Source organism: Bradyrhizobium sp. WU425, assembly GCF_021052305.1.
GTDB lineage: Bacteria > Pseudomonadota > Alphaproteobacteria > Rhizobiales > Xanthobacteraceae > Bradyrhizobium > Bradyrhizobium canariense_D.
Window position 1 is genome coordinate 4,474,466 of the sequence record NZ_CP088089.1, and the last position, 15,864, is coordinate 4,490,329.

The window sequence follows — 15,864 nt, forward strand, 5'->3', positions numbered from 1 at the left end:
AGGTTTTAAGCCGTCTCGGCCATCAATTCGCGACCGATCAGCATACGTCGGACCTCCGAGGTGCCGGCGCCGATCTCGTAAAGCTTTGCATCGCGCCACAGGCGTCCGACCGGAAATTCGGAGGTGTAGCCGACCCCGCCAAGCGCCTGGATCGCCTCACCCGCCATCCACGTCGCTTTCTCGGCGGAATAGAGGATCGCAGCGGCGGCGTCCTTGCGCAAGCTGCGCGCGTGATTGGCGCGGTCGCAGGCACGCCCCACCGCATAGACATAGGCGCGCGTGGCCTGCCAGGTCGCGTACATGTCGGCGAGCTTGCCCTGCATGAGCTGGAAGTCGCCGATCGGCTGCCCGAACTGCTTGCGCTCGTGCATATAGGGCACCACCGCGTCCATGCAGGCCGCCATGATCCCGAGTGGTCCACCCGAGAGGACCGTACGCTCATAGTCGAGGCCGGACATCAGCACCTTGACGCCCTCGCCGACCTTGCCAAGCACGTTCTCCTCCGGCACCTCGCATTCGTCGAAGAACAGCGGATACGTGTTGGAGCCGCGCATGCCGAGCTTGTCGAGATGCTGGCCGTGGCTGAAGCCCTTCGTCCCCTTCTCGACCAGGAAGGCGGTCATGCCGCGCGGGCCCGCTTCCGGATCGGTCTTGGCATAGACCACCAGCACGTCGGCATCGCCGCCATTGGTGATCCACATCTTCGAGCCGTTGAGCACGTAGCGGTCGCCGCGTTTGTCGGCGCGCAGTTTCATCGAGACGACGTCTGAGCCGGCGCCGGGCTCGGACATCGCGAGCGCGCCGACATACTCGCCGGAGATCAACTTTGGCAGATAGCGCTCGCGCTGCGCATCATTGCCGTTGCGGCGGATCTGGTTGACGCAGAGATTTGAGTGGGCGCCATAGGAGAGGCCGACCGCGGCCGAGCCGCGCGAAATCTCCTCCATCGCGACGATATGGGCGAGATAGCCCATGTTGGAGCCGCCATATTGCTCCGGCGCGGTCATGCCGAGCAGGCCGAGGTCGCCAAGGCGCTTCCAGAGGTCCGCCGGGAATAGATTGGCCTTCTCGATATCGGCGGCACGCGGGGCGATCTCCGCCTCCACGAAGGCGCGCAGCGTGTCGCGCAGCATGCTGATGTCTTCGCCCAGATCGAAATCGATGCTCGGGATATTCAAGGCGATTCCTCCCTATTTTGGGGACCGAACCTAGCGGCATCGGGGCCCTTCTGCGGTCGAAAAGGTTGCATTTTCCGCCAAACTTGGCGAGGATTTTCCCAGAGGATTTTCCGATGCCTTTTCAAGTCGCAACCGCGATCCCGCGCCGTGCCGTGACCCCTGCCGCCTTCGTCCGCGGCGTCGTTGCCGCTTACGAACGCTACGGCCGCGATCCGACCGAGGCGCTGAGCCGGGGTCAGGTAACGCCGGACCTTGTCAATTCTCCGGATGGGCGGGTCACGGCCGGCCAGTTCGAGGCGCTGGCGGGCCATGCCATGCGCGAACTCGATGACGAGGCGCTCGGCTGGTTCTCGCGGCGGCTGCCCTTTGGCACCTACGGCATGCTGTGCCGCGCCTCGATCACCGCCCCGACGCTGGAGGTCGCGCTCAAGCGCTGGTGCCGGCACCATCGTCTGCTCACCGAGGACGTGCTGCTCGATCTCGCCGTCGGCGAGGAGACCGCGGTCGTGTCCATCCGCGAACTGGCCGACCTCGGACCTCTACGCGAATTCTGCCTGGTCACCCTGCTCCGCTATGTTCTCGGCTTCTCCTGCTGGGCGGTGGATTCGCAAATCGCGCTCCGCGCCGCGGAATTTCCGTACCCCGAGCCCGGCCACGTCTCGGTCTATCCGACCATCTTTTGCCGAAACATCCGCTTCGGTGCGGACCGCGCTTCCATCACCTTCGACAAGCATTACCTGTCGCTGCCGCTCACCCGGAGCGCGGCGGACCTCGACAACATGCTCAAGGGCGCGCTGCGGCTGACCGTACTGCCCTATCGGCGCGACCGGCTGCTGGTCGAGCGCGTTCGCCGCGTACTCCGCAATGCGCGCGGACGCAGTCTGGGCGCCGAGGATGTCGCAAGCGAGCTAGCACTCTCCACCCGCACCATGCATCGGCGCCTGCGCGATGAAGCGACCTCACTGCGGGATCTCAAGGAAGAGGCAAAATTCGAGCTCGCGAAGCAGGAGCTGATGCGCAGTCGTAGCCCGATCAAGCGGATCGCGGAGATCGCCGGCTTCCGCAGCGAGAAGAGCTTTTCCCGCGCCTTCCGCACCTGGGCCGGCGCCTCACCGCGCGAGTTTCGCGGCAGGTATCGCTGACGCGCGTGCTGTCATGCTGTTGCGGCCTCCGAGATCCAACTCGGAGGCCGCAACATTTCCAAACCGGTCTCGATCAGTTCGAGTTGGTCTGCCCGCCCGGGCGCAGCTTGGTGCGCGAGTGCGTCTGCTTCGGCTGGAAGGCCAGCGCGTCGGTCGACGTCTTCGCGCCGCCGCTCTGTGAGCACGAGCCGCCGATGCCGCCGGCCGCGGCCCGGCAGGCCTCCATCGTCGGATAGCCGCAGCCATGCGCGGCCTGGGCACCATTGGTGATGCAGTAGTCTTCTGCCTGGGCAGCCGGCGCGGTCATCATGAGAAACGCAGATGCAAACAGCGTCGCAGCGGATGCGACGAACGTCTTCGAGATCGAGGTCATGTTGTCTTTTCCTGCTTCAGGGTCCCACAAAAGAGGCCTCGGCATGCGACGCAGGCTGAGGTTCACACCTCGCATGTAGGCCAGCACCAGGAACCGGCAATCACGCTTCGGCGCATTGCAGAACTTCGCAAATCACATGTCACAGTTAGGTGAGTTACTTAGGTTTATATCCGCCTTATCCGAACCTGTATCCCGGTAAGGGAGTCACTCCCGCGCCTTCGGATGTTTGGATGTCGTTACGCGAGCTACGTTTTGGGACCCGTCGCCGCCGAACTATCCTGCCGCCGCGATCTCCTGCAGTGGCAGCGGCACGTCCTTCGCCACGCCCAGCACCGGAAAGCTGCGGACGTTCTTCACGTTCGGCATCGCGGCGAAATGCAGGAGCTGCTGCCGCATGCTCTCGACGCTCGGCGCCACGCATTTGAGAAGATAGTCGGTGTCTCCCGAAATCCGCCAGCACTGCTGGATGCGCGGGATCGCGGCGATCGAGCTCTCGAATGCCGCCAGCACCGGCTGGGCTTGGCTGCCGAGCTGGATCGAGACGAACGACACCACCTCGTAGCCGAGCAGCCGCTCGTCGATAACGGCGCGCACCGCCCGGATCACGCCGCGGCTGAACAGCGATTTCAGCCGCCTCACGCAGTTGGGCCCGGATACCCCGACGCGCAGCGCCAGCTCGTTATTGCGAACCCGCCCGTCCTGCTGCAACTCGGAGAGAATTTTCAGATCGACGCCGTCGAGCTGGTCACGCCCCGCCATAGCCCACCTCGTCATGGTCGCATCATGCGAGACAGCGAAGCACGGGGCGGAATGGCTGCCAAGGGCAGGACGATGGGAAGAACCGGCGTGGTTGGCCGAGCTTGTCCCGGCCAACCGCGGGCTTTTTACGTGGACGCTAAAACGTGGATGCCCGGGACAAGCCCGGGCATGACGAGAGTTTCGTTGCCCGCCCTCAATGCGTCCACGGCTCGCCGCGGCGGAACGAGAAATTGTCCGCATAGGCGACCGGACGGCGCACCGATTCCTTTGGCTCGATCACCTGGTAGGCGATGCCCTTGCGCTCGCAATAGGCGACCGCCTCTTCCTTGCTGTGGAAGTGCAGCGTGATCTGCTGCTTCATGTCGCCGGACGAGGTCCAGCCCATCAGCGGCTCGACCGCGCGCGGCTGCTCGGGCTCGTAGTCGAGCTGCCATTCCTTGGTCTTCGACCGGCCGGATTGCATCGCGTTCTTGGCGGGCTTGAAAATGCGTGCGGTCATGGACGGTCCGGGCCTCTTGTTCGTCTTTTCGTTCGATTTCGATGCGTCACGGTAGCAGTTGGTGGAAACCGCGGGCATAGTATAGAGACACCTTTAGGGAACTGATCGGTGATTCCGGCCCCGGGATGGCTCGCCGATGGGTATAATCATTATGCTGCATCGTGACAATTGCGTACCCGCCTTCCGCGCCGGGGTCTCGCCCGGTGGCCCTGCTTCGTTGACATCTACCTGTCCGTACCCTCCGAAAGCTCCCGTCGCATGTCCTTCCTGAACATCAACGCCACGCTCCCCGAGAAGGGCCGTGACCTCAGGCTCGACCTGTTTCGCGGCATTGCGAACTGGGCGATCTTCCTCGACCATATCCCCGACAACGTGGTGAACTGGATCACCACCCGCAACTACGGCTTTTCCGACGCCGCGGATTTGTTCGTCTTCATCTCCGGCTACACCGCCTCCTTCGTCTATGCGCGGATGATGCTCGAGCGCGGCTTCCTCGTCGGTGCTACGAGGCTGACCAAGCGGGTCTGGCAGCTCTACGTCGCCCACATCATCCTGTTCGTGATCTACATCGCCTCGATCAGCTATCTGGCGCTGCGCTTCGGCGATTCCGAGATGATCAACGAGTTCAACGTCGCCGGCCTGGTGGACAACGCCACCGAGACGCTGCGCCAGGGCCTGTTCCTGCGCTTCAAGCCGCTCAATCTCGACGTGCTGCCGCTCTACATCGTGCTGATGGGGCTGTTTCCGCCCGTGCTCTGGTTCATGCTGCGCAAGCCGGACCTGACGATGGCATTGTCCATCGTGCTGTGGCTGACCGCGCGCCATTTCGGCCTGAACCTGAACGCCTATCCGGCCGGACAGTGGTACTTCAACCCGTATTGCTGGCAGGTGCTGTTCGTGTTCGGCGCCTGGTGCGCCATGGGCGGCGCGCGGCGCTCGATGACGCTGATCAACGCACCGGTCACGCTGTGGCTCTGTCTTGGTTACATGCTGTTTGCGCTGGTCATGACCATGGCCGGCCGCTTCCCGACCCTCGGCGGCATGTTCCCGGAATGGCTGTTCTCGGCGTTCAACCCGAACGACAAGACCAACCTCGCGCCCTACCGCTTTATCCACTTCGTCGTGATCGTGATCCTGGTGATCCGCTTCGTGCCCAAGGACTGGCCGGGCCTGGAATGGAAAGGGTTCGACCCCATCATCGTGTGCGGCCAGCAGTCGCTCGCCGTGTTCTGCGTCGGCGTGTTCCTGTCCTTCGTCGGTCATTTCGAGCTGTCGATGAGCTCGGGCTCGCTGTTCGCGCAGATCTTCGTCAGCGTCGCCGGGATCGCGATCATGACGACGGTGGCCTATTACATCTCTTGGTCGAAGAAGCAGGACAAGCCGCTGAAGCCGCCGCCGCCCAAGACTGCGGCCGCAAAGGCCGCTTGAACGGGCAGCTCCGATCCCGCCGGACGATAGCGCCGCCGCTTCAGGCCGCCGCTTCGCTGTCGTACTCGGTAAACTTCTTGTAGATCCAGTCACGGCCGTCGTGGCGGCGCCAGACCTTGCCGTAAACGAGCTGCCCGTTGATCGAGCGGCGCGGCACGAACACGGTCCAGAGGTGCCAGATCTCGGTCCAGCTCGCCTGCGGACCGACGGTTCGGACGTTGCGATCGAGAGACATGATACAGAACTCACAGGATACGAGCGCTGCGACGAACTGTGATGTCGTGTGAGCACGAATTTCAGGCAGACCGTCGCAAGCCGAACCGATCTGATAACAGTCGCGAAGGCGCCCGCAACAACCGCTCGCTCTTAACCTAACCGATCAACCTTACCTCCTGTGAGCGCGTGGCGAGACCGGTTGAAAGCGGCCGCCGATTTTCCTAGACTGTGTGCGATTTGAGAATGAGCGCGTCGTTTTGAGGACGCGCGTTGATTTCCAGGCTGACGCGAATTTTTGAAAACGATTGATGGGCGGGGGCCACCACGATGAATTTGCAATGTGCATGTCTGCGCTTGGCGCTGCGTTCGACGCCGCCTGCTCTGCCCGCGAAGACGCCGGAGCAAGAGTCGCGGAAGGCCGCCAACGACAATCAGCTGGCCTGGCCGTTCCTGCCGTTTCCGTTCGGCTGGTACGCAACGAACTGATGGTTGGAAAAGCGTAACGCCGCGCAAGCGGAATATCATCGCTTGGCGGCGTCCGTTAGGCATTGGGCGCTGAAATCCCCAACACCAATATGTCTAGGACGACGCCTAAAGGTTCGACAAAGTTTTACGCATTCCGCGCCGCCCGACCCGCCCCAATGCCTTGAAATGTCGCGCGGAAAGTCGCGTTGCGCAGGGAATGAGCGCCGAGGGTTAGGAAGGCTTTGGCGGCTGCGGGCATCGGCATCGAACGCGCGCCATGCACGGCTGGAGCTGCGCTCGCCTGGCGCCTCGCCGATTGGCTATTGTTCTGAGGCGCGGGTCTGGCCCACCTCGGACTGGTCGGGGCAGCTGGATTCGAACCAACGACCTGCAGTACCCAAAACTGCCGCGCTACCAGGCTGCGCTATACCCCGAATGTCCGGCGAGCCCCGTCGATACACGCTTCCCAAAGCGCCAGCAAGCCTTCCAAAGGCGCGAGCAAGCTTCCCAAAAGACCGCCAGGACGGGGCAATAAGCCCTCCCGCCTACTTGCTGCCGAACAGCGGGTGGCCCACGCGGTCGCCGGCGCGGATGCCATATTTCTGCGCCGTGCCTGCCACCACCTCCAGAACAGCCCGCGCGGGCCCCCTGGATGAGATGATCTTTGTCGACATCGGCTCGGTATTTTCGGCGATGCGCAGAATTCGGCCGTCGGCGCGAATGAAGATCATGTCGAGCGAGACGTAGGTGTTCTTCATCCACATCGACACCTCCTGCTCGGGATTAAAGTCAAACAGCATGCCTTTGCCGTCCGCCAGTTCCTTACGGTACATCAGGCCAGTCTGCTTCTCTTCCTCCGTCGTCGCGACCTCGACCGAGAACACCTGCACGCCGTTCCTGGTGACGATCTCGAGGGGCTGGAAGCTGGCGGCGCGCACGGGTGCGCTCGCGACGGCACAGCCGGCGATGACAAGGATGGCGGCAAGCCAGCCCTTCGCAAGGGCGAAGACGGCCTTTCGATCGAAATTCATGGATGGCTCTCGAGGCGTGGGACTGGACCAGTCCTTACGTGGCGGTCACCGGAAAAGCCAGAGGCGCGCCCGCCAGCCAGCGCACCTCTGCTCACGATCGCGGGAATGGAATTAGTGGGACGAAACCGGCGATCCCGTCTCGGGATGGATCTCGGCCGCCATCATGCCCTTGGAGCCGGGCCCGAACCGGACCAGGACATACTGGCCGGGCCGCAACTCGGTCATGCCAAAGCGGCGCAGCGTTTCCATGTGCACGAAGATGTCGGGGGTGCCCTCGCCGCAGGTCAGGAAGCCGAAACCGCGCAGCCGGTTGAACCATTTGACCTGAGCCCGCTCCAGCCCGCTGGTCGCCGTCACCGTGACATGGGTGCGCGGCGGCAGCATCTGCGCCGGATGGATCGCGGTCGACTCGTCCATCGAGACCACGCGGAACGCCTGGTAGCCCTTGGCGCGCTGGATGCACTCGACGACGATGCGGGCGCCCTCGTAGGCGGTCTGGAAGCCGTCGCGCCTAAGCACGGTGACGTGCAGGAGCACGTCGGGCCAGCCATTGTCGGGAACGATGAAGCCGTAGCCTTTTGAGGCGTCGAACCATTTGATGACGCCGTGAACCTCGACGAGGTTGGCGCTGCTCTCACCAAGTCCGGTGAACGGACTGAGTGCACTGTCGCGACCGCCACCGCCGTGTTCGCCCACCGCGGGAACTCCGACCTTCTTGGACTCAAATCCGTCCGACGACCCCATAACCCCGGACCCCACACATGCCATGCAACCCGCCTGAATGGCGGCGCCGAATCACGCGTCTTTAGAGAATCTTCTCAACTCGACGCGACGCGAATCTTTCGACTCAAAAGATAACACTCCCGGTTGCGACGCATAGACAAAAAAGAGATTCGGCGGAACCTATGAACAGCTTGCACAGCCGCGAATCAAATTGCTGCCTCAATCACCGACAAAGGGCCCCAGCGTTTCGCCGATGTCGTGGCGGATCACAAGGTCGGCGATGTCGTCCTGCTCGGTTGGCTCGCGATTGACGATCACCAGGCGTGCACCTGATTCCTTCGCCATCATCGGAAAGCCCGCGGCCGGCCATACCACCAGCGAGGAACCGATCGCGATGAAGAGATCGCAGGCTTGCGACAGCGCCGTCGCGCGCTGCATCTCGTCCTCGGGCATTGTCTGGCCGAAGGAGATCGTGGCGGTCTTCACCGGCTCGTCGCACACGGTACAGTTGGGCGCGGCGCCCTCCTCGTCGAAGCGGCGCTTCACCCAATCAAGCGGATAGGCCTGCCCGCATCCAATGCAGCGCGCATACGTGGTGTTGCCGTGAAGTTCGATCACGTGATCGCTTGCGACGCCGGAGGCCTGATGCAGATTGTCGATGTTCTGGGTGATGATCGCGGGAACCTTGCCGGCGCGGTAGAGTGAGGCGAGCGCGCGATGGCCGCGGCCGGGCTTGGCCGCCGCAAAGACCTCCTTCATGGCGAAGCGCCGGCGCCAGGATTCGTCGCGCGCCTCCTGGCTGGCGACGAACTCGTCGAACGGGATCGGGCGGTTGCGCGTCCAAATTCCGCCCGGCGAGCGAAAGTCGGGGATGCCGCATTCGGTCGAGATGCCGGCGCCGGTGAACGGCACGATCCGTTTGGCTTCGGCGATCATGTCGCCAAGACGCTCGACGCCGCTGCGAAGATCCGATGCAATCAACGCCGCCTCCCGTTTTGCTTTTGTTTTACTGATTTGTTTTTGCGCTAGCTGCAACATGCGCAAGCGACAAGATTATTGACGCTGTTCTCCACCGCCACGCAAGACATGGTCGGCAATTTTTTCCGACCCTCGCTTATCACAATCCTGCAATGCCTCCTCCCCATTGACGCCCCAATCAGAAGCGCCAATGCATGTGTTGACGCGACTCAACGTGATTGCGGCGGCAGTGCTTGGGTTCAGTAGGACACATACTCACGTGCAGAGGGGATTTAACATGACCGAGGACGAACAACGCAAAATCCGCGAACGCGAAGAGATCGCCGCCCGTGTCGCCGCCTTCCGTGCCACCCAGGAAAAATTCAAGCGCGAACGTGAAGAGTATTTCGTGTCGACGCTCGACAACGCGCGCAAGGCGGAACGGCCCTCGCTCTGGCCGTAACGACACCGGATCACCGAGCATGAAAAAAGCCCGGAGCATTGCTCCGGGCTTTTCGTTTGTTCAGCCGTTACCAGTGACGGTAATAATGGTGGCGGCGGTAGTACGGTCCATCACCGTAATAAGCGTAGGGACCAGGGCCGTAGGCATAAGCGGGGCCGCCATAGTAGCCATACCGCGGGCCGTAGCCATAGCCGTAAGGATGCGACGCGGCGACGGCGCCCGCGGTGATGGCGCCGGCGGCAAGACCGAACGCGAGGCCCGGACCGATGCCGCGGCCGCGCGCCTCGGCAGGCGAAGGCGCCGCGACCGCGGTCACGCCAACGGCCGCGACGGTAGCCAGAACTGCCAGTGTCTTCCTCATCATGAATCTCCTCCTTCGTATCTCGCGCAGACAACGCCGGCGCGTTGCGATGGTTGCGCGCAAGCCTGTGGAACCGAATTCGGAATAAATCCGGCCACGCATGGAACGGGCACGCGTTCCGCGAATTGTTTGCTCAAGTGCGGAAGCCTCCGCCGTCCGGTTGAGGCAACAGCACGAAGACCCCGTCAGCATCACCGATGCTGGCGGGGTTTTCAGTTCCACGCACAGCATTGGCAATGCGCCACAATTGCTGCCAGCGGGGAGCCGAGGAGGATAAAGTGCCGATATCCACGTTGCTGGCCCGTATCCGCAGGCTCGTTCCCAGATCCGGAGATCAGCATTACGACGAGATCGTCCGCAGTTTCGGTGTCGGTACGCTGCGCCCGCCGCCGACCCCGATGAGCGACGGCGAACTGGCGCGGGCGATTGCCGAGTTCCTTAAGGAACAGCCGTCGAGCGAGTCCGTAGGCGCCCTCGGCCGGCGGCTCGACCCCACCACCCCACTTTGAGGCGCCGGTCCGCCTTGTCCGGGAACATGCGCTTCGCGCGCACGTTGGCGTAGCCTTCAAGGAGAAAGGAGGCCGACATGCCCGTTTGGCTCGAAATCCTGCTCAACCTGTCCGGCTATGCCGGCTTCGTGGCGCTCGCCTCACACGGCACCGCGTGCCCGAGCAATTCCGCCGACCATCAGACCTCCACCGACGACCGTTAATTCGTGTGCGGTGGCTGGCCCGCCGTGCGCATCAGCCTGTCGGCTTTGACCGCGACACGCGTGTCCTCGAGCTGTGGCCGCAGCGAGACGCTGATCACCACGAAAGCCAGACAAAAGAGCGTGCCGACGATGGCGACGCGCCGGTAGGTGTGGCGGTCGCCCTGATAAAAGGACGGTTCTGAAAAAGGTGTCATGAATTCGTTCTTGGCAAAATTGCTTGTTGGCCAAAGTCGCTTGTTGGCCAAAGTCGGATCGCGTCTTCGCCAGACACCTATCGCAAGTGGCGGCAAGTGCAACGCGATTGCGCTTTTAACCTAACCGAATAGGGTTATCGGCTTCGCGGCAAGCTTCCGTTAGGAGTTCGCCAAGCCTCTTCAGAACAAGCGTCTTCAGAACTCGGCGAGCCGCTTCAGGCTCGCGCGAAAACCGAGGCTGCGATGGCCTGCGACCAGCACGGTGCCGAACACCTCGGCCGTGTCGTCGCTGAACGTCCCGGAGAAGCCGCTCGTTGCCTCCACTCCGCCGAACAGTGGCCGGGCGAAGCCATCCGCAAACGGCGTATGCTGGTGGTGACAAGCTCGCCCTTCCAGGTCCCGTGCTCCGAAGGGCCGTTGTCCGAATTGCCGTTCCGGATCGTGTAGGCGCCGCGCGACCAGAAATACGGCCCGCCGCCGAGCAGAACGCCGTCACGCGGGATCAGCACGCCGCTGTCGCGGCCCTTCACGCCGTCGAGCATGTGGATGTGGATGGAATAAAGCCCGTTCTTCATGTTGCGTCCGCCGGGGCAACGATAGCGCCGGAGACGGAGAGCGTCGAGACGGTGAAGCGAAGGTGTGGTGATCCGTCGTCCGGCTTTGTTCCAGCTTCGCCTGCCTTTCGTTCTCGGAGAACGAATCGGAATCGCAGAAATCGGCACGAAGCAAGCCTTAATATATCGTTCGCACGCAAACGACCGCAGTCGCCAACGATCGCGCGCTCACATCGCGTCTTCGGACTTCGACCGCGGTGGCACCGGCGGCACCGAGGGCCTGTCGTTGCGCAAGCGCGGGTGCCGGTCGTACCAAAACACTTTTGCGATCTCGGCGAACATCTCGAGCAACAGCACGCATCCATGTCGCGTCTCCCTCGCCTCACTCGTAGCGAGGACAGGCGAACGGGACTGTGCGAAGCATCACGCCGGCTTGGTCAGGAAAGGCGTGTCCCGGATCGACACAGAAGCCACGACTTGTTCTGCATCCGACTCCATTTCGTTCGCAAGGAACGAATCGGAGTCGAGAAATCCAGCGCAAAACGATCCCTAACGATCGGTGAAGGCGCGCGCGATTGCCTGTTGTCATCGAGATAGTGCGATGCTCATCACGCCGCTCGCTTCGCCGTATCCTTCGATAGAGCCTTCTCCGAAAAGCATTCGAGGATCTGGATGCGGAGTTCTTCCGCGGCCGGACCATCAAGCTTCCTGAGCTGATTCCAGAGCCTGATCACTTCGCGTTGTTTCTCGACAGTCATGGGCACCTCCAGAGAATGTCGCTGCCAAAAGAGATGCCTCACTAGAACAAAATGGGAACAACAAGTCCAGCCCCTCCCGTGAAATTCGCCGGGCACATCGCCTTGAGCCTTCCGCGCGCCGACGGTTGCTTTTTAGGTTTTCAACCTTAAGTTCGAGCCACGGCGCGGCGGCTAGGCGCTGAAATCCCTTCCCCGCCAGCCAAGAAGGCCCCGTGCGAAAGCGCGGGGTTTTTCTTTTGGGGAACGCGCCACCGCCCTCCCCGTTAGTCATTCCGGAGCTAGGGATCGTGACCAGAAAATACTACGCCGTCGAAGTGGTGCGTCAGATCGAAGAGACCGTGGAGATCATGGTCGAAGCGCCGGATCAGACCGCCGCACATGATGCAGCGCTCGCGCACCTGAAGGCGCGCGGCTCCGAATATCAGTGGCTCAATCCCAAATGCGATCTCATCGTCTGGCGCGAGCGCCAGGTCGATACGCCGGCGATCATCGACGTGTCCGTATCGCCGGACTAGCGGCCGGAACGAGTTTTCCCGCCCCGCGTTGTCAGGTCGAATTCGGTGGTGCTGGCGGCATGTCGCAACGCGGCCGACCAGCTTGAAGAGCCCCGGTCCCCAAGACCGGGGTTTTTCTTTGAGGCGGCCGCACGGAGGCGACTCGATTCGAACGAGGGCCCGAACAGCAAAGCAGCCACCCGGGTGTTATGCCGGGTGGCTGCTTTGAGAACTGTCGACGCTCGCCCCTGTCCGCCTGTTAAACCAGCAAAGTCAGACCGACAAATTGTCGGTCATGCCGGGTGGGACTTCGCCTTGCTTGGTCCGCTCGGCGAGAAGCTCCTTTTCGGCCTCATACCAGAAGGTGTCCATCGTGCCTGCGGGCTCGCCAGCCTCCTTCCAGAGGTGATAGGCCCGATTTCGAATCTCTTCTTCGCTGAGACCAGTCATGTGATTTCTCCCTTTCGGAAGCAAAGCCTGACGACGCCCTAGAGTTCCTTAAGAGAGTTCCTTATTGGTTCAGCACAAGCAAGCAATCATTGCAGCGCTCCGCGAAAAGAAGCCTCCGCAACGAAAACGCGAGCCCTTAGACGGAGTCTTTGGCCACCTTCAGCGGCGAGGCCTTCACCGACTTGCTCGCCGGCTTCGCGGCGAACTGCATCGGCTCCTTGGTGAAGGGATTGACGCCCATGCGGGCTTCGGTCGCCGGCTTGTTCACCACCGACATCTTCACGAAGCCGGGAATGACGAACTCGCCGGACTCGTTGAGCTCCTTGTAGCCGACCGTCGCCATGTACTCGATGACCGACTTCACGTCGTTCTTCGACAGCTGCGTGCCCTCGGCAATTGCATCGATCAACTGAGTCTTCGTCATCTTCGCCATGTCTGAATTTCCTTCTGTGCGCGCGAGCAGGCTTTGCTCAGGACGCGGTCCGACCGCGCAACGCGCTTCTGTTTCATGCCAACTTTCATGAAGTGACGGGGCTTAGAACCCATCGACGCCCAAAACGCAAGCAGGGGTTCTGCGGAGGGCCGGACGCCCCGGCAAAGATGCCGCAGCTTCCGCCGTTTTCGCGTTGAACCATTTTCTCCCCGAGGCGTCTAACTCTTTGAAGTCCCCAAGCTTCACCCCCCATCAGAGAGCCCCGCTTCCCCAGGCGGGGCTTTCGTCTTTGCCTGGACCCGGCCCCGCACTGCCGATCAGGCTGACCCCCGAGGTCTGCGCCCGGCCACCCCGGTGACCGTCACAAGGCAGGTTCTCTTTTCCGGCCATCTCCTGCATAATGCGGCATGGCAAAAACAAAAGTGACCTTCAAAACCGTCCGCATTGCAGACAACGACTGGAAAATCCTGGCGGATTACCCGGACAGCGAACAGCGCGAAATCAAGGGCTTCACCAGCAAGGCAGACGCCGACGACTGGATCAATGGCGACCGCAAGATCGCGTGGCTCCGCTCCCAGGGATACGCCAAGTAAACCGCGCATGAGTCACGCGCGTATCGCGTGACGCCCGTATGGGTATGAGGCGCGCTTCGTCCCTCCCGCTCCATAGGTTCTTTCCGTGCCGGCGCCTTGCCGAGCAAGCGGCAACGCCCGCGCGTCCTATCGGCTGGACGGGAGCGCCTGGTCGATAAACCTTTGGCTGGGCATGCGCCGTTGAGACTTCGGTAACCTAACGCCTCCAAGCTCCTCTTAGTATCGTTGCGTTGGAGTACCCCACAGTGCTGGATTTTAACGAGCTGCGTGAACTCGCGGCCGATGTTCGCGTGTTCGTCGACATTGCCGAAGACAAGGCCGAAGCGCTTCGCGCCGTCATCACAGCCTATGACGTGGTGCTCGCGATCTTCCCGTCGGGAGAGGGCATGGGTCTCCACGTCATCAAGGGCGGCGAGATCCTGGACAGGATTGCAAACTCACGAACCAATACGAGCTACAGCCACACGGCCATTGCGGTTCCCGACCTGGAGCACGCGGAAGTGCTCAAGCACCTGACGGGCCCGGCCGATCAGCGGCTTGCGGCTTAGAGCGTTTTCAAGTTCGCGGGACGAAAACGCGTCACAACAATCCGGAGCAGTTCTGATTCAAGCAGAACCGACAACGCCTCGTTGCAGACGAGAATTTTTGCACTCCGGAACGCCTTGTTTTAGGAACACGGTTTCTGCGCTCCCGTTGGCCCACACAACCAACCAGGAGTTTGAGATGAAGAAGCTCGTCATTGCGACCGCCGCCCTCGGCCTCATGTGCGGCTCTGCCTTGGCCAGACCCAGACCGGCCCCGCCGCGCAGTCCGACAACATGCAGAAGCCCGGCATGACCAACACGGACAAGGGCACGATGAGCAGCGGCACGACCGGCGTGAGCCATGACGGCATGAGCAAGGGCGGAATGGTGAGGCCCGACGCCTCCGGCCAGGGCGGCTCCGGCCCGGGCAGCGACCAGGGCGGTACCAAGACCCGCAGCAACAAGAAGTAAGCCGGTTTCCTGTACGGCTCGCTTCCCGGCCGCGTCGCTTCCACAAGCGGCGCGGCCATTTCATGAGAAGGGTCTTTGGAACCTGTCGAATGCACTCCTCACAATCGTGCGCGCACCGGAACGGTCAGGTCTTGCCGCGAGTTGCCCCATCTCCAGCAAGGAGATCGTCATGAGCGTTGAAGGTAAAGTGAAGGAAGGCGCCGGATTCATCAAAGAAGAGATGAACGAACACGGCAAGTCCCCCGAGAGCCAGAAGAAGGCCCAGGAAGGTCGCGACTTGCGCAACGAAGGCCGGATCGAAGACGGCAAGCCGCCGAAGACGACGAAGCCGGGCACCGGTCACTAGATCGCGTTCGAAACCCCGTTTGGTGAAAGCCGCCCCTGGTCATGTCAGGGGCGGTTTTTCACGTTCATGACCAGCCGATACGTGCCCATGCGATCTTCCGAAGCTGTGATCCTCCGAAGGTGCAGTCCTACAAAAATAGCCGGAGGCTCGAAGCATGCAGGGCGATGGCTGGTAGAACGCTCCGGCTGTTGTATGGTCGAACGTTTCTTGTGAGGGGCTGATGAAGATTGCCATTGTTGTCGCCGGCTTGATCGTTGTTGTTGCCGCCGTTCTCGTGGCGGTACAGCCCGGCTTTCTAAAGCCTGCGTCTATGGCACTCGTGAAGAAGTCGACATCCTCGGCTTTTCGCCAGGGATGACATTCGACGAAACCAACAAGCTCGTCACGCAACGTCGCTACCGCTGCCGTCAGATTCGCGATTCCTACGTCCTGGAGTGCGCAGTCGACGGCGCCAAGGTCACGATCTTTGCCGACGACGTTGACCCTGGGAATCCTGATCCCAAACATCCCATCTGGCGCGTCATTGCGGAGTTGAACAATCCGGGTCCCCAAGACGCTGCCGTCAAATCGATCTCCGACCAGTTCAACGCCCAGCCAACCAGGGACGCCCGGGACGGATGGATATGGACTGTCGGCCGTGGGCTCAAGCTGAGCTACGACGGCGCCGCCTTGAAGCTGGTGGACGAGGCTGAGGAAATCAGGCGTGGCAAGCAGGAAGCAAAGCGCTAGGGAGCGCGACG

At 62.1% G+C, this 15,864-nt stretch carries 24 protein-coding genes, 1 tRNA gene and 2 pseudogenes; 11 read left to right on the forward strand and 16 right to left on the reverse strand.

The features are described 5' to 3' along the window. Positions 1–5: 5 nt before the first annotated feature. The gene (locus tag BcanWU425_RS21655) at positions 6–1,133 is read right to left on the reverse strand and encodes an isovaleryl-CoA dehydrogenase (RefSeq protein ID WP_445818658.1); all 1,128 of its coding nucleotides are present in this window, start codon (positions 1,131–1,133) and stop codon (positions 6–8) included. Between the two features lie 158 nt (positions 1,134–1,291). Here BcanWU425_RS21655 and BcanWU425_RS21660 point away from each other — a divergent pair, with 158 nt between their 5' ends. Then, positions 1,292–2,320 carry an AraC family transcriptional regulator gene (locus BcanWU425_RS21660; protein ID WP_204511133.1) on the forward strand — a complete coding sequence of 343 codons (1,029 nt, stop codon included), beginning with the start codon at positions 1,292–1,294 and terminating at the stop codon, positions 2,318–2,320. Between the two features lie 73 nt (positions 2,321–2,393). Here the strand turns inward: BcanWU425_RS21660 and BcanWU425_RS21665 are convergent, their stop codons facing one another. The 3 genes from BcanWU425_RS21665 to BcanWU425_RS21675 all read right to left on the reverse strand — a co-directional run bounded on the left by BcanWU425_RS21665 (position 2,394) and on the right by BcanWU425_RS21675 (position 3,951). Next, positions 2,394–2,693: a DUF3551 domain-containing protein gene (locus BcanWU425_RS21665; RefSeq protein WP_007591343.1), complete on the reverse strand. Its 300-nt coding sequence runs from the start codon at positions 2,691–2,693 to the stop codon at positions 2,394–2,396. A gap of 273 nt (positions 2,694–2,966) precedes the next feature. Then, positions 2,967–3,452, reverse strand: coding sequence for an Lrp/AsnC family transcriptional regulator (locus tag BcanWU425_RS21670; RefSeq protein ID WP_007591345.1), 486 nt, complete (start codon positions 3,450–3,452; stop codon positions 2,967–2,969). A 193-nt stretch (positions 3,453–3,645) separates the two neighbouring features. Beyond that, complete coding sequence (locus tag BcanWU425_RS21675) at positions 3,646–3,951, reverse strand: ETC complex I subunit (RefSeq protein ID WP_007591346.1); 306 nt, start codon at positions 3,949–3,951, stop codon at positions 3,646–3,648. Between the two features lie 258 nt (positions 3,952–4,209). On the opposite strand from BcanWU425_RS21675, the gene BcanWU425_RS21680 reads away from it, so the two are divergent. Next, positions 4,210–5,379: an OpgC domain-containing protein gene (locus BcanWU425_RS21680; protein WP_018457761.1), complete on the forward strand. Its 1,170-nt coding sequence runs from the start codon at positions 4,210–4,212 to the stop codon at positions 5,377–5,379. Between the two features lie 40 nt (positions 5,380–5,419). Here BcanWU425_RS21680 and BcanWU425_RS21685 read toward each other — a convergent pair whose 3' ends face one another. From BcanWU425_RS21685 to BcanWU425_RS21705, 5 genes are all read right to left on the reverse strand, one after another. Next, positions 5,420–5,614: a hypothetical protein gene (locus tag BcanWU425_RS21685; RefSeq protein ID WP_018457760.1), complete on the reverse strand. Its 195-nt coding sequence runs from the start codon at positions 5,612–5,614 to the stop codon at positions 5,420–5,422. 803 nt (positions 5,615–6,417) lie between these two features. Next, a tRNA-Pro gene (locus tag BcanWU425_RS21690) sits at positions 6,418–6,494 on the reverse strand. Between the two features lie 111 nt (positions 6,495–6,605). Continuing rightward, positions 6,606–7,091 carry a DUF192 domain-containing protein gene (locus BcanWU425_RS21695; protein ID WP_018457758.1) on the reverse strand — a complete coding sequence of 162 codons (486 nt, stop codon included), beginning with the start codon at positions 7,089–7,091 and terminating at the stop codon, positions 6,606–6,608. A gap of 111 nt (positions 7,092–7,202) precedes the next feature. Then, positions 7,203–7,835 carry a cold-shock protein gene (locus BcanWU425_RS21700; protein ID WP_018457757.1) on the reverse strand — a complete coding sequence of 211 codons (633 nt, stop codon included), beginning with the start codon at positions 7,833–7,835 and terminating at the stop codon, positions 7,203–7,205. Positions 7,836–8,033: 198 nt separating this feature from the next. Beyond that, positions 8,034–8,795 carry an SIR2 family NAD-dependent protein deacylase gene (locus tag BcanWU425_RS21705; protein WP_231188546.1) on the reverse strand — a complete coding sequence of 254 codons (762 nt, stop codon included), beginning with the start codon at positions 8,793–8,795 and terminating at the stop codon, positions 8,034–8,036. A gap of 274 nt (positions 8,796–9,069) precedes the next feature. Here BcanWU425_RS21705 and BcanWU425_RS21710 point away from each other — a divergent pair, with 274 nt between their 5' ends. Next, positions 9,070–9,234 carry a hypothetical protein gene (locus BcanWU425_RS21710; RefSeq protein WP_018457755.1) on the forward strand — a complete coding sequence of 55 codons (165 nt, stop codon included), beginning with the start codon at positions 9,070–9,072 and terminating at the stop codon, positions 9,232–9,234. Positions 9,235–9,301: 67 nt separating this feature from the next. Here BcanWU425_RS21710 and BcanWU425_RS21715 read toward each other — a convergent pair whose 3' ends face one another. Then, complete coding sequence (locus BcanWU425_RS21715) at positions 9,302–9,595, reverse strand: hypothetical protein (protein WP_026233439.1); 294 nt, start codon at positions 9,593–9,595, stop codon at positions 9,302–9,304. Positions 9,596–9,873: 278 nt separating this feature from the next. On the opposite strand from BcanWU425_RS21715, the gene BcanWU425_RS21720 reads away from it, so the two are divergent. Together BcanWU425_RS21720 and BcanWU425_RS37415 are read left to right on the forward strand one after the other, a co-directional pair. Continuing rightward, entirely contained in the window at positions 9,874–10,104 is a 231-nt protein-coding gene (locus BcanWU425_RS21720) for a hypothetical protein (protein ID WP_026233438.1), read from the forward strand. Positions 10,105–10,181: 77 nt separating this feature from the next. After that, a complete protein-coding gene (locus tag BcanWU425_RS37415) occupies positions 10,182–10,307 on the forward strand; it encodes a hypothetical protein (protein ID WP_085353452.1) in 126 nt (41 codons plus the stop codon). On the opposite strand, the gene BcanWU425_RS21725 is transcribed toward BcanWU425_RS37415, so the two are convergent. The 4 genes from BcanWU425_RS21725 to BcanWU425_RS21735 form a co-directional block, all read right to left on the reverse strand. After that, positions 10,304–10,501 carry a hypothetical protein gene (locus tag BcanWU425_RS21725; protein ID WP_085353591.1) on the reverse strand — a complete coding sequence of 66 codons (198 nt, stop codon included), beginning with the start codon at positions 10,499–10,501 and terminating at the stop codon, positions 10,304–10,306. The genes BcanWU425_RS37415 and BcanWU425_RS21725 overlap by 4 nt on opposite strands. Positions 10,502–10,716: 215 nt before the next feature. Beyond that, positions 10,717–11,076 (reverse strand): hypothetical protein, encoded by a 360-nt coding sequence (locus BcanWU425_RS21730; RefSeq protein WP_231188548.1) that lies wholly within the window; start codon positions 11,074–11,076, stop codon positions 10,717–10,719. A gap of 207 nt (positions 11,077–11,283) precedes the next feature. Then, positions 11,284–11,406 carry a hypothetical protein gene (locus BcanWU425_RS37420; RefSeq protein ID WP_256468045.1) on the reverse strand — a complete coding sequence of 41 codons (123 nt, stop codon included), beginning with the start codon at positions 11,404–11,406 and terminating at the stop codon, positions 11,284–11,286. 257 nt (positions 11,407–11,663) lie between these two features. Continuing rightward, positions 11,664–11,813 carry a hypothetical protein gene (locus BcanWU425_RS21735; protein WP_018454370.1) on the reverse strand — a complete coding sequence of 50 codons (150 nt, stop codon included), beginning with the start codon at positions 11,811–11,813 and terminating at the stop codon, positions 11,664–11,666. Positions 11,814–12,100: 287 nt separating this feature from the next. Between BcanWU425_RS21735 and BcanWU425_RS21740 the strand changes: the two genes are divergently transcribed. After that, on the forward strand, positions 12,101–12,328 hold the full coding sequence (locus BcanWU425_RS21740; RefSeq protein WP_018454371.1) for a hypothetical protein: 228 nt from the start codon (positions 12,101–12,103) through the stop codon (positions 12,326–12,328). A 252-nt stretch (positions 12,329–12,580) separates the two neighbouring features. Here the strand turns inward: BcanWU425_RS21740 and BcanWU425_RS21745 are convergent, their stop codons facing one another. After that, positions 12,581–12,757: a DUF2934 domain-containing protein gene (locus tag BcanWU425_RS21745; RefSeq protein WP_018454372.1), complete on the reverse strand. Its 177-nt coding sequence runs from the start codon at positions 12,755–12,757 to the stop codon at positions 12,581–12,583. A 136-nt stretch (positions 12,758–12,893) separates the two neighbouring features. Beyond that, positions 12,894–13,190, reverse strand: a complete 297-nt coding sequence (locus BcanWU425_RS21750; protein WP_007591377.1) for an HU family DNA-binding protein — start codon at positions 13,188–13,190, stop codon at positions 12,894–12,896. A gap of 407 nt (positions 13,191–13,597) precedes the next feature. Here BcanWU425_RS21750 and BcanWU425_RS21755 point away from each other — a divergent pair, with 407 nt between their 5' ends. The 5 genes and pseudogenes from BcanWU425_RS21755 (at position 13,598) to BcanWU425_RS21775 (ending at position 15,853) form a co-directional block, all read left to right on the forward strand. Beyond that, complete coding sequence (locus tag BcanWU425_RS21755) at positions 13,598–13,783, forward strand: hypothetical protein (protein ID WP_007591378.1); 186 nt, start codon at positions 13,598–13,600, stop codon at positions 13,781–13,783. A gap of 245 nt (positions 13,784–14,028) precedes the next feature. After that, positions 14,029–14,331 (forward strand): hypothetical protein, encoded by a 303-nt coding sequence (locus BcanWU425_RS21760; RefSeq protein WP_018454373.1) that lies wholly within the window; start codon positions 14,029–14,031, stop codon positions 14,329–14,331. Positions 14,332–14,506: 175 nt separating this feature from the next. After that, positions 14,507–14,778: pseudogene (locus tag BcanWU425_RS37730) on the forward strand (hypothetical protein). A gap of 169 nt (positions 14,779–14,947) precedes the next feature. Then, positions 14,948–15,124: a hypothetical protein gene (locus BcanWU425_RS21770; RefSeq protein WP_007610124.1), complete on the forward strand. Its 177-nt coding sequence runs from the start codon at positions 14,948–14,950 to the stop codon at positions 15,122–15,124. Positions 15,125–15,344: 220 nt separating this feature from the next. After that, positions 15,345–15,853 (forward strand): annotated as a pseudogene (locus BcanWU425_RS21775) (hypothetical protein). Positions 15,854–15,864 lie beyond the last annotated feature (11 nt).

Bases quoted from the DNA above. Each gene is read 5' to 3' on its own strand.
- BcanWU425_RS37415 (WP_085353452.1), top strand. From the start codon at position 10,182: ATGCCCGTTTGGCTCGAAATCCTGCTCAACCTGTCCGGCTATGCCGGC.
- BcanWU425_RS21715 (WP_026233439.1), bottom strand. From the start codon at position 9,595: ATGAGGAAGACACTGGCAGTTCTGGCTACCGTCGCGGCCGTTGGCGTG.
- BcanWU425_RS21725 (WP_085353591.1), bottom strand. From the start codon at position 10,501: ATGACACCTTTTTCAGAACCGTCCTTTTATCAGGGCGACCGCCACACC.
- BcanWU425_RS21660 (WP_204511133.1), top strand. From the start codon at position 1,292: ATGCCTTTTCAAGTCGCAACCGCGATCCCGCGCCGTGCCGTGACCCCT.
- BcanWU425_RS21665 (WP_007591343.1), bottom strand. From the start codon at position 2,693: ATGACCTCGATCTCGAAGACGTTCGTCGCATCCGCTGCGACGCTGTTT.
- BcanWU425_RS21675 (WP_007591346.1), bottom strand. From the start codon at position 3,951: ATGACCGCACGCATTTTCAAGCCCGCCAAGAACGCGATGCAATCCGGC.
- BcanWU425_RS21710 (WP_018457755.1), top strand. From the start codon at position 9,070: ATGACCGAGGACGAACAACGCAAAATCCGCGAACGCGAAGAGATCGCC.
- BcanWU425_RS21695 (WP_018457758.1), bottom strand. From the start codon at position 7,091: ATGAATTTCGATCGAAAGGCCGTCTTCGCCCTTGCGAAGGGCTGGCTT.
- BcanWU425_RS21670 (WP_007591345.1), bottom strand. From the start codon at position 3,452: ATGGCGGGGCGTGACCAGCTCGACGGCGTCGATCTGAAAATTCTCTCC.
- BcanWU425_RS21655 (WP_445818658.1), bottom strand. From the start codon at position 1,133: ATGCTGCGCGACACGCTGCGCGCCTTCGTGGAGGCGGAGATCGCCCCG.
- BcanWU425_RS21735 (WP_018454370.1), bottom strand. From the start codon at position 11,813: ATGACTGTCGAGAAACAACGCGAAGTGATCAGGCTCTGGAATCAGCTC.
- BcanWU425_RS21750 (WP_007591377.1), bottom strand. From the start codon at position 13,190: ATGGCGAAGATGACGAAGACTCAGTTGATCGATGCAATTGCCGAGGGC.
- BcanWU425_RS21700 (WP_018457757.1), bottom strand. From the start codon at position 7,835: ATGGGGTCGTCGGACGGATTTGAGTCCAAGAAGGTCGGAGTTCCCGCG.
- BcanWU425_RS21755 (WP_007591378.1), top strand. From the start codon at position 13,598: ATGGCAAAAACAAAAGTGACCTTCAAAACCGTCCGCATTGCAGACAAC.
- BcanWU425_RS21770 (WP_007610124.1), top strand. From the start codon at position 14,948: ATGAGCGTTGAAGGTAAAGTGAAGGAAGGCGCCGGATTCATCAAAGAA.
- BcanWU425_RS21685 (WP_018457760.1), bottom strand. From the start codon at position 5,614: ATGTCTCTCGATCGCAACGTCCGAACCGTCGGTCCGCAGGCGAGCTGG.
- BcanWU425_RS21730 (WP_231188548.1), bottom strand. From the start codon at position 11,076: ATGAAGAACGGGCTTTATTCCATCCACATCCACATGCTCGACGGCGTG.
- BcanWU425_RS21745 (WP_018454372.1), bottom strand. From the start codon at position 12,757: ATGACTGGTCTCAGCGAAGAAGAGATTCGAAATCGGGCCTATCACCTC.
- BcanWU425_RS21680 (WP_018457761.1), top strand. From the start codon at position 4,210: ATGTCCTTCCTGAACATCAACGCCACGCTCCCCGAGAAGGGCCGTGAC.